At 72.7% G+C, this 13132-nt stretch carries 9 protein-coding genes and 1 pseudogene; 5 read left to right on the top strand and 5 right to left on the bottom strand.

Annotation, left to right across the window (positions count from 1 at the left end; all coding sequences use genetic code 11):
• Positions 1-6: 6 nt before the first annotated feature.
• Positions 7-1314, bottom strand: a complete 1308-nt coding sequence (locus ACZLMO_RS12175; protein WP_425713489.1) for an ISL3 family transposase — start codon at positions 1312-1314, stop codon at positions 7-9.
• Between the two features lie 133 nt (positions 1315-1447).
• Positions 1448-1738 (bottom strand): annotated as a pseudogene (locus ACZLMO_RS12170) (hypothetical protein); the annotation flags it as partial.
• Between the two features lie 240 nt (positions 1739-1978).
• Here ACZLMO_RS12170 and ACZLMO_RS12165 point away from each other — a divergent pair.
• Both ACZLMO_RS12165 and ACZLMO_RS12160 read left to right on the top strand, forming a co-directional pair.
• Positions 1979-3169 carry a GNAT family N-acetyltransferase gene (locus ACZLMO_RS12165; RefSeq protein ID WP_463653891.1) on the top strand — a complete coding sequence of 397 codons (1191 nt, stop codon included), beginning with the start codon at positions 1979-1981 and terminating at the stop codon, positions 3167-3169.
• Positions 3170-3238: 69 nt separating this feature from the next.
• Positions 3239-5344 (top strand): M3 family metallopeptidase, encoded by a 2106-nt coding sequence (locus ACZLMO_RS12160; protein ID WP_463653890.1) that lies wholly within the window; start codon positions 3239-3241, stop codon positions 5342-5344.
• 226 nt (positions 5345-5570) lie between these two features.
• On the opposite strand, the gene ACZLMO_RS12155 is transcribed toward ACZLMO_RS12160, so the two are convergent.
• Complete coding sequence (locus ACZLMO_RS12155; protein ID WP_463653889.1) at positions 5571-8960, bottom strand: S8 family serine peptidase; 3390 nt, start codon at positions 8958-8960, stop codon at positions 5571-5573.
• A gap of 218 nt (positions 8961-9178) precedes the next feature.
• On the opposite strand from ACZLMO_RS12155, the gene ACZLMO_RS12150 reads away from it, so the two are divergent.
• Entirely contained in the window at positions 9179-10495 is a 1317-nt protein-coding gene (locus ACZLMO_RS12150; protein ID WP_425714234.1) for a M20/M25/M40 family metallo-hydrolase, read from the top strand.
• Between the two features lie 36 nt (positions 10496-10531).
• Here the strand turns inward: ACZLMO_RS12150 and ACZLMO_RS12145 are convergent, their stop codons facing one another.
• Entirely contained in the window at positions 10532-10756 is a 225-nt protein-coding gene (locus ACZLMO_RS12145; protein WP_425714233.1) for a DUF5703 family protein, read from the bottom strand.
• Between the two features lie 99 nt (positions 10757-10855).
• On the opposite strand from ACZLMO_RS12145, the gene ACZLMO_RS12140 reads away from it, so the two are divergent.
• Positions 10856-11158, top strand: coding sequence for a DNA primase (locus tag ACZLMO_RS12140; RefSeq protein ID WP_425714232.1), 303 nt, complete (start codon positions 10856-10858; stop codon positions 11156-11158).
• 30 nt (positions 11159-11188) lie between these two features.
• Here the strand turns inward: ACZLMO_RS12140 and ACZLMO_RS12135 are convergent, their stop codons facing one another.
• Positions 11189-12157: an aldo/keto reductase gene (locus tag ACZLMO_RS12135; RefSeq protein ID WP_425714231.1), complete on the bottom strand. Its 969-nt coding sequence runs from the start codon at positions 12155-12157 to the stop codon at positions 11189-11191.
• Positions 12158-12214: 57 nt separating this feature from the next.
• On the opposite strand from ACZLMO_RS12135, the gene ACZLMO_RS12130 reads away from it, so the two are divergent.
• Entirely contained in the window at positions 12215-13078 is an 864-nt protein-coding gene (locus ACZLMO_RS12130; protein ID WP_425714230.1) for an undecaprenyl-diphosphate phosphatase, read from the top strand.
• Positions 13079-13132 lie beyond the last annotated feature (54 nt).

Genomic DNA, 13132 nt, shown 5'->3' with positions numbered 1-13132 from the left:
GGCTCTTCACATTCGAGGGTGTAGTTGGGGTCGGAATCCGCCCGTCTCGAGTAGTGATCGGGCGATGTAATTGGTCAGGTTGCGGAAGCCGAGGGCCGAGCCGCGCAGGTGCTCGAGCCTGCCGTTCATGGCCTCGGTGGGGCCGTTGGACGTGCCGGGCCGGTCGAAGTAGGCGAGCACGTCGGCGGCGCGGCGCTTCAGGGTCCTGCCCAGCTTGCGCAGCTCGGTCAGGGCGGCTGGCACGGTGGAGCTGACGGAGGCGATGAGCTGGGCCATGAGCTGGCGACCATGTGCGCGGTCGGGGACGCGGTAGGCGGCGATCATGCGCTGGTAGACGGCCCAGGCGGCCTCGACCGCTACGTGGGTGTCGCCGTCGAACAGGCCCTCCAGGCGCTGGGACTGCTTCTCGGTGAGCAGGTCGGCGCCGGTGTGCAGGGTCCGGCGGGCGGCGTAGAGCGGATCGCCCTTGCGGCCCCGGTGCCCGCAGGTGTCCTGCTGGACACGGCGCCGGCAGTCATCGAGCGCGTCGCCAGCGAGGCGGACCACGTGAAAAGGATCCATGATGGCGACCGCGTCGGGCAGCTCTTCGGCGGCGGCGGTCTTGAACCCGGTGAAGCCGTCCATCGCGACGATCTCGACCCCGTCGCGCCAGTCCTGCGGCCGGCCCGCGAGCCACTGCTTGAAGGCGTGTTTCGAGCGGCCCTCGACCATGTCCAGCAGCCGGGACGGGCCGGTCCCCTCGCGAACAGCGGTGAGGTCGATGATCACGGTCACGAACCTGTCGCCGCGGCGGGTGTGGCGCCAGACATGCTCGTCGACACCGATGGCGCTGACGCCGTCGAACCGGGTCGGATCATCGATGAGGACGCGGCGTCCTTCGGTCAGGACCGCGGCGTTGGCGGTGTTCCACGAGACCCCCAGCCCCTCGGCGACACGAGCGACACTCAAGTGCTGGCACACGATCCCTTCCAGCGCCCACCGCAACCCGCGGCGGGAGAGCCGAGCGCGCGGCTCGGCCGCGGCGGTCGTGTCCTGACGCCACACGTGCCCGCAGCCCGTGCACCGGTACCGACGCACCCTCACCTCCAGCGTCGTGGGACGCCACCCCAAAGGCTCGTGAGCGAGCTCGCGCGTGACGGTGTCCCGCGCGACGCCCTCGCACCCGCACCGCCGGCACCAGCTGTCCGGTTCGACGACCCTGCAGGCCAGGACCGCCCGACCAGGCTCGATGCGCTGGCCGACGACCTCCAAGCCGAGCTCGTCCAGACGAGCGAACGTGGTCAGATCAGGGCGGGCGAAGGTAGCGTCAGGCACGTCGAGGTCTTCCCGGTGGGTGGCGTGAGAACCCCCATCATCGGAAGACCTCGACCCCTATCTGGACGCTGACACGCCGGCACCTCGCTCACCACCGCGCCAGGCCGTCTACACCCTCAATCCGGAAGAGCCTCATCACCCGCCCGCCGTACCGGTCGGTCAGCGCGCCGACCGGGATCCGGCCGAGCGAGCCGACGAGCACGGGGACCGCCACGAGCAGCGCGGAGTCCGCCGTCAGGCCCTTCTCGACGAACGTCGAGCCTAGCGGGCTCAGCAGTGCCCAGGCCCAGAAGTTCAGCATGAACCCGACGGTCGCGAGCACGAGCGCGCGCGTCCGCGGCCCCGTGCCCGTGTCCGTGACTGCGGATCCTGTCGCTGCGTCCACGTCCACCCTCCCCGGCCATTCACTGACTTTCCCGAGCATAACCACCTTTAAATTAGGAAAGGCATTGTTGGCGAAATTCAGCGGGGTGCATCTCGGGCATATGAGACACGAACGGACGGGAAATGGATGCATTTCTCTGGACTCCGCGCGGGTCGCATTCGGAGGTGTCGTCATGGGGCGGCCGGACGCTGAGCGGTAACCCGGGTGGATGCCGGTCACGCGCCGGGGCGACGGTCCGGGCGCGTTCGGCGTTCCGTCCGCCGTGCCTACGATCTCGGCATGCAGCCCTTCACCCTGACCGACGGCGTCGTCGAGCTCTCCACGCCCACCGAGGCGGACGTCGAGGCGGTCCTGGCGGCCTGCCAGGACCCGGAGATCCAGGAGTGGACGACCGTCCCCTCGCCGTACACCCGGAACGACGCCGAGACCTACGTCCGCGACGTCGCGGTGCGCGGCTGGGAGCTCGACACCCCGCACTGGGCCGTGCGGGAGATCGGACCGGACGGGTCGACCTTCGTCGGGATGATCTCGTGCGGTCCGGTGCGGCCGGGGGCCCGGACCGAGCTCGGGTACTGGATGGCGCCGGGAGGCCGCGGGCGCGGGCTCCTCGCCCTGGCGCTCGACCTCGTCCTCGACGAGCTGTTCGCGCGGGGCGTCGCCGCCGTCGGCTGGGCCGCCGAGATCCACGACGGGGACCCGAACTGGGACTCCTGGCGGGCCGTCTGGCGGCACGGGTTCCGCTCCGAGGGACTCTCCCGTGCCGCCTTCACGAACAAGGGGCGGCTGCACGACGGCCTGCGGGCCACCCTGCTCGCCACCGACCCCCGAGAGCCGGCGGCGCCCTGGGACGGTCCGGCCCGCGAGGGGGCGGCGGGGCCGGGCGGTGCGGGATCGTCGTCGGGCGGGGACGTGACGCGAGGCGAAGCCGGACCGGAGGGCGAGGCTGCGGCGTCGGGCGTGGGCGGGGTGTCGGACGAGGAGGTCGCACCCGGGACGGGGACGGCGACGCCGGACCCGCGCGACCCCGAGGCGCTCGTGCGCCAGTTCCACGCGACGTACGGGCTGCCGGTCGTCACCACGGGACCCGACGCCGACATCGACCGGGTGCACATGCGGACCGGGCTCGTGGTCGAGGAGGCGGCGGAGCTGGTCGGGGCGGTCTACGGCGAGCGGGCGGAGGCGATCCTCGCCGAGGCGTTCGCCCGCGCGGTCGAGGCCGACGACGGCACCCGGGACACGGTCGAGGTGGCGGACGCGCTCGGCGACCTCGTCTACGTGGCGTACGGGATGGCGCTCGAGTGTGGGATCCCGCTGCCGGCCGTGCTGGGGGAGATCCAGGCGTCGAACATGTCCAAGCTCGGGGCGGACGGCCGGCCGATCTACCGGGAGGACGGCAAGGTGCTCAAGGGGCCGGGGTTCTCCCCGCCGGACATCCCCGCCGTGCTCGGCAGGGAGCGGCTCGACGCCTGACCGGCTGAGTCGGCGGGGCGCCCGGAGGTGTGTTCCGGGACGTCCGGCCAGTGGTGCGACGATGGGGGGATGACCAGCCCCGACGTCGTCACCCTGCCCGAGTCCAACCCGTTCTCCCGCCCCTCGCCGCTCCCGTTCGGGATGCCGGAGTTCGAGGCGATCCGGCCCGAGCACCTGCTGCCCGCGCTGCGCGCCGGCCGGGCGGCGCAGCGCGCCGAGTGGGAGGCCGTCGCGACCGACCCGGCGGCCCCGACCGTGGCCAACACGCTCGCCGCGCTCGAGGTCTCGGGCGACCTGCTCACGCGCGCCTCGGTCGTGCTCTCGACGCTCGCCGGCTCCGTCGGAGGGCCGGAGTACGACGCCATCTCCGCCGAGACCGCGCCCGAGTCCTCCGCGCACGGCGATGCCTTCTGGCTCGACGCCCGCATCTACGACCGGTTCCGCACGCTCAAGGACGCGGGGGGTCTCGACGAGCAGGATGCCTGGGCGGTCGACGAGTACGTGCGCGGGTTCGAGCGCCGCGGGGTCGGGCTCGACGAGGCCGGCACGGCGCGCCTGCGGGCGCTCAACGCCGAGATCGCCGAGCTGACGACCGACTTCCGCAACCGCGCGGCCGCCGGGATGGCCGCCGCGGCGCTGCCCGTGCGCGACGAGGCCGCGCTCGCCGGGCTCGACGAGGGCCGGCGCCGGGCGCTGGCCGAGTCCGCCGCGGCGCGCCCCGGGGCCGCGGACGGGGCCGACCACCTCATCACCTACGTCCTGCCGACCCAGCAGCCGCTGCTGACCGAGCTCACCGACCCGGCCACCCGCGCCGAGCTGCTCGGGAGGTCCGTCGCCCGCGGCACCGGCGCGGACCCCGCCACCGACACGCGCGCCCTCGTGCGGGCCATCGCCCGGGCGCGCGCCGAGCGCGCCCAGCTGCTGGGGGCCGAGCACCACGCGGAGATCGTCGCGCGCGGGGCCACCGCGCCCGACTCCGACGCGATCGCCGCGATGCTCGCCCGCCTCGCGGCGCCGGCCGCGCGCAACGCCGCGGCGGAGGCCGAGGAGCTCGCCGCCCTGGCCGCGGCCGACCCGGAGCGGCCCGCCGACGCCGGCGAGCTCGGCGCGGGGGACTGGTCCTACTACTCCGAGCGCCTGCGCACCGAGCGGTTCGAGGTCGACGACGCCGTGCTGCGGCCCTACCTCGAGCTCGACGCCGTCCTCACCGACGGCGTGTTCCTCGCCGCCGGCCGGCTCTACGGCCTCACCTTCACCGAGCGACCCGACATCCCCGGCTACGCCGACGGCGTGCGCGTGTGGGAGGTCCGCGATGAGGACGGCACGGCGCTCGGACTGTTCGTCGGCGACTTCTACGCGCGCGAGCACAAGCGGGGCGGCGCCTGGATGCACGACCTCGTCTCCGCCTCGGAGCTGACGGGAAAGGCACCGGTCGTCGTCAACAACGCCAACGTCACCCGCCCGCCGGCCGGCGAGCCGACCCTGCTGACCTGGGACGAGGTGCGCACGCTCTTCCACGAGTTCGGGCACACGCTGCACTCCCTGCTCACGTCCGCGCGCTACCCGGGCTTCGCGGGGACCGCCCTGCCGCGGGACTTCGTCGAGTACCCCTCGCAGGTCAACGAGCAGTGGATGGAGCACCCCGAGGTGCTCGCGTCCTTCGCACGTCACCACGTCACCGGCGAGCCGCTCGACGCCGGGGTCGCCGAGCGGCTGCGGTCGATGGGGGCGTACGGCCAGGGCTTCGCGACCTCCGAGTACCTCGGCGCCGCACTCGTCGACCAGGCGTGGCACCGGATCGGCCCGGACGAGGTCCCCTCCGACGACGAGGGCGTCCTCCCGTTCGAGGCCGCCGCGCTCGCCGACGCCGGGCTCGTCGACCCGCGGATCCCCCCGCGGTACCGGACGACGTACCTCAACCACTCCTTCGGCGGCGGGTACGACGCGAGCTACTACGCCTACATCTGGTCCGAGGTGCTCGACGCCGAGACCGTCGACTGGTTCCGAGCGCACGACGGCGGCAACCTCGGGCTCACCCGGGAGGCCGGCGAGGTCTTCCGCGCCGAGCTGCTCTCGCGCGGCAACTCGCGCGACCCGCTGGTGTCGGTCGAAACGCTCCTCGGCAGGACGCCGTCGATCGAGCCGCTCCTCGCCCGCCGGGGCCTCACCGACTGACGGTCGACCGCCCCCGCCTCATCGAGATTGCGGTTGGTGCTCACCGAGATTGCGGTTGGGGCCCCAACCGCAATCTCGACGACGACGAACCGCAATCTCGACGACGACGAACCGCAATCTCGACGACGACGAACCGCAATCTCGACGACGACGAACCGCAATCTCGACGGTGACACGACAGAAGGGGCCCCCGCCATCGGCGGGGGCCCCTTCCTCGTTCAGCGGGTCAGCGCTGGACCGTCAGGGTGTCGGTCCCGTTGCCGTCCCAGTCGCCGACGTGCACGACGTCGTCCGGACGGCCGTAGCGGATCGTCTGCTCCGCCCAGCCGCCGGTCAGGGAGTTGCGCAGGAAGTACTCGTTCCCGCGGCGGACGAGGAGGGTGTCGACCTCGTCGCCGTCCCAGTCGCCGACGTAGGTCACGTCGTCGTCGTGGCCGTAGGCGAACACGGAGTCCGCCCAGCCGTCGCGGATGGTGTTGGCCACGAAGTACTCGTTCCCGCGGCGCACCGTGAGGGAGTCCGTCCGGTCGCCGTCGAAGTCGCCCACGACGACCTCGTCGCCGGCGCGACCGTAGGTCACCTCGGCGTCCGCCCAGCCGGACTCCATCGTGTTGCTGACGAAGTACTCGGCACCACGGCGGACCGTGAAGGTGTCGAAGCCGTCGCCGTCCCAGTCGCCGACGAGCACGACGTCGTTCGCGCGGCCGTAGTGGATCTCGTCCACCGCCGCGTTGCCGAGACGCTCGTTGTTGACGAGGTAGCGGTTGCCGCGGCGCACGGAGACCGTGTCGACCCCGTCGCCGTCCCAGTCGCCCACGAGGACCTCGTCGCCCGGTCGCCCGAACTCGTAGGTGTACTCGGCGGGACCGTCGGCCCAGGTGTTCGACGCGAAGAACGTCGAGGCGGGACCGGTGGACGGCGGCGGCGGGACGTCGCCGTCGCGGTCGATCGTGAACGGCTCGGAGGTCCAGCGCTCGAACTCGCCGGCCTCCTCGGAGCCCAGGGCGGCGACCGCGGTGAGCTCGAGGACGTAGTCGCCGTCCGGCAGCGCCACGCGCTCGGTGCGGTCGTCGGTCAGCACGGTGCCGTCCCACTCCCAGAACTCGATGCCGGCCGAGAGGCCGACCGTGTCCTCGGTGCGGACGATGCGGCCGTTCGTGCGGGCCTCGGCCTCGTCGGCCGGGAACGCGCGGAGGGTGACCTCCTGGGCGTTGTGCTCGAGCGTCCACACCGCACCCGGGCGGTCGAACCGCTCGAGGGAGTAGGTCGCCCCCGGCTCGGGGAGCCCGAAGGACGCGCCGGCCTCGCACTGCTCGCCGACGAAGCGGGTGCACTCGACGAGCACGCCGAGCGCGCCGTCCTCCTCGCTGTCCTCGAGCACGGGCTCGAGCAGGTTGACCGACTGGTAGTCGCCCGCGAACCCGTAGAAGGGCAGCGAGATCGGCTCGACGGACTCGTCGCCCGGCGTGAGGACGACGTAGCCGCCGTACTGGGCGCCGAGCTCCTCGAGACCCGCGGACGGGGTGATCGCGTACGAGAAGGTCGCGGTGCCGCCCGCGGGGACGGTGACCGAGGTCGGTCCCGCGTACGTCGAGGTGCCCTCGTAGACGCCGTAGTTCCACGACCCGGTGGTCGCGACCGCGTCGACGGTCGAGATCGAGTACGTGACGTCGGCGTCGGAGGTCGAGGTCAGCGTGACCTCGCCGGAGGTCGGGCCGCCCTCGGACTCACCGAGGACGAGCTGACCCGGGCTGGCGATGACGCCGGCCTGGATGGACTCGTCGATCTGGATGAGGCCCGCGCCCTGACGGTGCACGGCGTCGACGATCCCGAGGGTCGGGTTGTCGGCCCACATCGAGGGCTCGGCGTAGTTCTGCAGGACGTCCCGGATGAGGCCCGAGTCGGTGCCGGGGTGCGCCTCGAGGTAGAGCGCGACGGCGCCCGCGGCGTGCGGGGCGGCCATCGAGGTGCCCGTGAGGGTGGCGTAACCGCCCTCCTCGAGCGGGTAGGTCGCGTAGATCGACCCGCCCGGTGCGCCGAGGTTCGGCTTGAGGTCGAGCCCCGCGGTGCCGCCCCAGGACGAGCCCGGGTTGACGAGGCCGCCGGACGGGTTGACCGTCTGGACCTGCTCGTCGGTCCACGTGATGGAGAAGCCCTCGCTGCCGATCCGCGAGACGAGGTCCTGGCCGGTGGCCTGGTCGACGAAGGTCGTCGGCACGGTGACCGCCGGGTCGCCCTCGACGGTCGCGCTGAGCAGGCCCGGCGCGTTGTTGTAGATGATCACCGCGGCGGCGCCCGCCGCCTCGGCGTTGGCGGCCTTGATGTGGAAGGTGCAGTTGCCGCGCTCGACGAGCACGAGCTGACCGGTGAGGTCCTCGGTGTAGGGCTCGCAGCCCTGCGCCTCGGCCGTCCCCGGCTCACCGGCGGAGGTGATCTCGGTGTACTCGGTGCCGGGCTCGCCCGCGGGGGCTCCAGTGGCGGGCATGTGGCCGACCAGCTCGTCCTCGGGGCCGACCCGGAAGGCGTCGGTGAGGACCTCGGTGTTGTCGTACATGGCCACGCCGATGACGGTGTCGCCGTTGCCGGGGGCGCCGGCGGCCCAGGGGCCGTAGTCGCCCTCGTTGCCGATGGACGCGGTGACGGTCATGCCGAGGTCGTGCAGGCGGGAGGCGAGCACGGAGGTGGGGTAGTCGCTCCAGCCGGCGAAGGCCGAGCCGATCGACATGTTGAGGACGTCCGCGCCGTCCGCGTACGCGCGCTCCATCGCGGCGTTCATGATGTCGGTCTCGGTCGAGCCGTCGCAGCCGAAGACCCGGTAGGCGCCGAAGGTCACGCCGGGGGCCACGCCGACGACGCCACCCGTGGTGGTGTCACCGTTCGCGCCGACGATGCCGGCCACGTGCGTGCCGTGGCCCTGGCAGTCGTCCGGGTCGCCGTCCGGCTGGGGGACCGGCTGGTAGGCCGGTGAGTTGGGGTCGGCGTTGTAGGAGTCGCCGACGAAGTCGTAGCCGGTGGTCACGCGCTCGGTCGGGAAGGAGGTGCCGCCGGGGGTGCCCGAGCCGCCGAAGTCCTGGTGGTCGTAGTCGATGCCGGTGTCCATCACGGCCACGTGGACGCCGGTGCCGTCGAAGCCGAGCTCGCTGACCGCGACGTCCGCGCCGGTCATGGTGACCGCCGAGTAGAGGTCGGGGGAGTTGTTCGGCAGGGTCTGCGGCGAGTCGACGATCTCGACGGGCCACACGCCGGTCACCCCGGGCATCGCGAGGATCGCGTCGATGTCCGAGTCGGCGACGTCGATCGAGAGACCGTTCCAGACCGTCTGGTACTCGTGCCGGACGTCGATCGAGACGCCCGCGCTCGCCGCCGAGCTGAGGAAGCTCGACTGCTGGGCCGCGACGTTCGCGCTGCTGCCGCCGAGGGCGGTGGCGGTGCGGTCGAGGCCGACGAACCAGGCGCCGGTCTCGGAGCCGGCGGCGACGGCCGCAGCGGTCTCGGACGAGATCGCGAAGCGCGAGGCGTCCGGGTCCGGCGGGTCGAGCTCGGTCACGTCGGCCGAGGCGGGGACGGCGAGGGCCCCGACGAGGAGCGCGGAGGAGGCCGCGGCCACACCCAACATCCGTCCACCTCCCCGTCGTGCTCTGGAAGCTGGAAGGGTGGACACGCGTTGAACCTCCGGTACATAGAGATGACGATCGACATCGACCGTCATGGTGCGCATCACATCATGCACCGTCCGCCGGAGGTCGTGTCACGAATCGGTCTCCGAGATCACCAGGGAAGGTTGCGAAATGGTCACGGCCGTCGCGCGGTGTCGTCGGAGGTAGGTTCGTCGGCATGACCGACCGCATCACGCCCGAGGACGAGGTCCTCGAGATCTGCCGCGACCTCATCCGCATCGACACCTCCAACTACGGCGACGGCTCCGGCCCCGGCGAGCGCGCGGCCGCCGAGCACGTGATGTCCCTGCTCACGGAGGTCGGGTTCGCCCCCGAGCTGGTCGAGTCGGCCCCGCGGCGCGCCAGCGTCCTCCTGCGCATCCCCGGCGAGGACCCCACCCGCGGTGCGCTGGTCCTCCACGGCCACACCGACGTCGTGCCGGCGGCGAAGGACGACTGGAGCGTCGACCCGTTCGGCGCCGAGGTGAAGGACGGGATGGTCTGGGGCCGCGGCGCGGTCGACATGAAGAACATGGACGCGATGATCCTGGCGGTCGTCCGCTCGATGGGTCGGGACGGCTGGCGTCCGCCGCGGGACCTCGTCGTCGGGCTCCTCGCGGACGAGGAGGCCGGCGGGAAGTTCGGCGCGCACTGGCTGGTCGACAACCGCCCGGACGTGTTCGAGGGGGCGACCGAGGCGATCAGCGAGGTCGGCGGCTTCTCCGCGCAGATCGCCGGGCAGCGCGTCTATCTCCTGCAGACCGCGGAGAAGGGGCTCGCCTGGCTCAGGCTCGTGGCCGAGGGGCGGGCCGGTCACGGCTCGCAGGTCAACGAGGACAACGCGGTCGCGCACCTCGCCGACGCGATCTCCCGCATCGGCCGCCACGAGTGGCCGCTGCACCTGACGAAGACGGTGCGCGCGCTGTTCGACGGCGTCGCCGACCTCACCGGGGCGACCTACGACCCCGAGGACCCCGCGAGCATCGACGCGATGGTCGAGCAGTTCGGTCCGGTCTCCCGGTTCGTCGGCTCGACGATCCGCACGTCGGCCCACCCCACCCAGCTCGACGCCGGGTACAAGGCGAACGTCATCCCCGGCACCGCGACGGCCGCGATGGACGTGCGCCCGCTGCCCGGGCACGAGGCGGAGGTGCGGGCCACGCTCGAGGAACTCGCGGGGGAGCGGGTGCGCATCGAGGATATCCACACCGACGTCGGACTCGAGGTGCCCTTCTCCGGCGGCCTCGTCGACTCGATGGTCGCGGCGATCGACGCCGAGGACCCGGGCTCGACGGTCCTGCCGTACATGCTCTCCGGCGGGACGGACAACAAGGCCCTGTCCCGGCTCGGCATCACCGGCTACGGGTTCGCCCCGCTCCGCCTCGACCCCGAGCTCGACTTCGCCGGCATGTTCCACGGCGTGGACGAGCGGGTCAACGTCGACGCCCTCACCTTCGGCGCCCGCGTGCTCGAGCGCGTCATCCGCACGAGCTGAGCTCTCCGCCCGCCTTGTCCTCGTCGAGAGTGCGGCTCAGCCCTCGGCGAGCGTCGAGGCCACCCGCATGGCGCGCCGACGCAGGACCACCTTGCGCAGGCCGCCCTCGTAGAGAACGGAGCGCGCGAGCTCCCAGCGGCCGTACTCGGCCTCCGCGGTGAGCAGGCGACGCGCGTCCGAACGCCCGACGTCCGGGGGGATCGTCACGGTCCGGAACTCGTAGAAGGTGTCGCTCGCGTAGGTCGAGCCCGCTCGGGCCATGCCGCCTCCTCGGTACGTCGGTGCCGCCCGGCCGTGCGACCGGTTCGACCATCCTGGCCCAGGCTGGCACTTCGCGCGCGCACCGCTAGGCTCGGTCTCATGGCAACCGACCCGCGTGCAGCCCTGGACCGTCTCGTCGCTGCGCTCGAGGAGCACCACCTCGCCGCCGCGGCGGCGCAGGACCCCGACTCCCCGCGCGTGGTCGCGGCCGCCTCGACGATCGCGGAGGTGTTCGTCACGTACGACGACGCCCTGTTCACCGCGTACGGCGTCGACCTGCCGTTCGACCTCTACGACGATGACGACGAGGACGACGACGACTACTACGACGACGACGAGGACGACGACCTCGAGGACATCGACGAGGACGACGACGAGCAGGACGACGACGACCGTCGGTAGCACCCCGCCGCCGCGGCATGGCCCCGGGCCTCAGAGGCGTTCGGGGTAGCCGACCTCGATCCCGCTGATCTCGTCGAGCGCGCGCTGGATCGAGTCCGGCAGGTCGAGCGCGGCGCCGGCCAGCGTCTGGCGCAGCTGGGCGATGCTCGAGGCCCCGACGAGCGAGACGTCGACCCCCGAGCGGACCGACCACGCGAGGGCCACCTCGGCGGCGGAGACCCCGAGGCCGTCGGCCGCCGTCGCGACCGCCTCCGCGATCGAGGCCGAGCGCGTGTCGAGGTACGGCTCGACGAAGCCGCGCAGGTGCGCGGAGGCCGCCCGGGACGACGGCGGGATGCTCGAGCGGTAGCGGCCCGCGAGCACGCCCCGGCCGAGCGACGACCAGGCGATGACCCCGATGCCGAGCGCCTGCGCGGCGGGCAGCAGCTCGCGCTCGATGCCGCGCTGGAGCAGCGAGTGCTCGACCTCGACGGCGGCCAGGTGCGGCGCGGGGAGCAGCTGCCTGGCGAGCGTGGCCGCGTGCGCGGTCGTCCACGCGGGGTGGTTGGCGAGGCCGACGTACCGGGCCCGCCCCGTGCGCACGGCGTGGTCGAGCGCGCCGAGCGTCTCCTCCAGGGTGGTCTCGGGGTCGGGGCGCTGGACGAGCCACAGGTCGACCCGGTCGGTGCCGAGCCGGGCGAGCGACGCGTCGAGCTCGGTGAGCAGGGCCGCCCGTGAGGCGTCGACCATACCGGTCCCGCCGCGGACCCGGGTGCCGGCCTTGGAGACGACCACCACGTCGTCGCGCACGTGCCGGCGCGCCAGCTGGTCGCCGAGGATCTCCTCGGCGACGCCGTCCGCGTAGGACGCCGCCGTGTCGATCACGGTCCCGCCCGCCTCGAGGAACGCATCGAGGTGCTCGGCGGCGTCGTGCTCGTCGGTGTCCCGTCCCCAGGTCATGGTCCCGAGGCCGACGGCGGACACGGCGAGGCCCGTGGCCCCGAGGCGGGAGGTGCGCATGGCGTCACGGTAGCCGCCGACCCGGGCGGTCCCCGGATGCGGATACCGTGTCCACCCGTGACATGGTGGGAGACGATCGTCCTCGGGATCGTGCAGGGACTCACGGAGTTCCTGCCGGTCTCGTCCTCGGCGCACATCCGGATCTTCGGCGAGCTCCTGCCGTCCGGGGTCGACCCGGGGGCCGCCTTCACCGCGATCAGCCAGCTCGGCACCGAGGCCGCGGTCGTCGTCTACTTCCGCAAGGACATCGCGCGGATCATCTCCCACTGGTTCCGGTCGCTGCCGGTCGGACCGTGGAAGCGGCAGCTGCCCGCGAGCGACCCGGACGCCCGGATGGGCTGGTTCGTCATCGTCGGCTCGATCCCCATCGGGGTCCTCGGCCTGCTGCTCGAGTCATGGATCGACACCACCTTCCGCCACCTGTTCATCACCGCGGCGATGCTCGCGCTGTTCGGCGTGCTGCTGCTGGTCGCGGACCGCACGGCGAAGCAGGTCAAGACGCTGGACCACCTGTCCTGGCGCGACGCGATCCTCCTCGGCCTCGCGCAGTCCCTCGCCCTCGTCCCGGGCGTCTCCCGCTCCGGCGCGACGATCACGATGGGGCTGTTCCTCGGCCTCACGCGCGAGACGGCGGCCCGGATCTCGTTCCTGCTGGCCATCCCGGCGGTCGTCGCCTCCGGCTTCTACAAGCTCGTCTCCGACGTCCTGCTGAGCGACGCCCCGCCGGCACCGGGGGAGCCGAGCCTGTTCGCCACGTTCCTCGCGACGGTCGTCGCCTTCGTCGTCGGCTACTGGGTCATCGTGTGGTTCCTCAAGCTCGTCTCCACGCGCACCTACCTGCCCTTCGTCGTCTACCGGATCCTCCTCGCCGTCGCGATCGTCGCCCTCGTCCTCGGCGGCGTCATCTCCGCGACCCCCTGAGCGCGGAGGGAACGCGCCCGCGCGGACGGGCACCGTCCGCCGGGCCGATCCGAA

The organism is Georgenia sp. G2120 (assembly GCF_055326485.1).
Note: the sequence above shows the minus strand (reverse complement) of the source record. Positions and strands in the feature narration are given on the sequence as shown.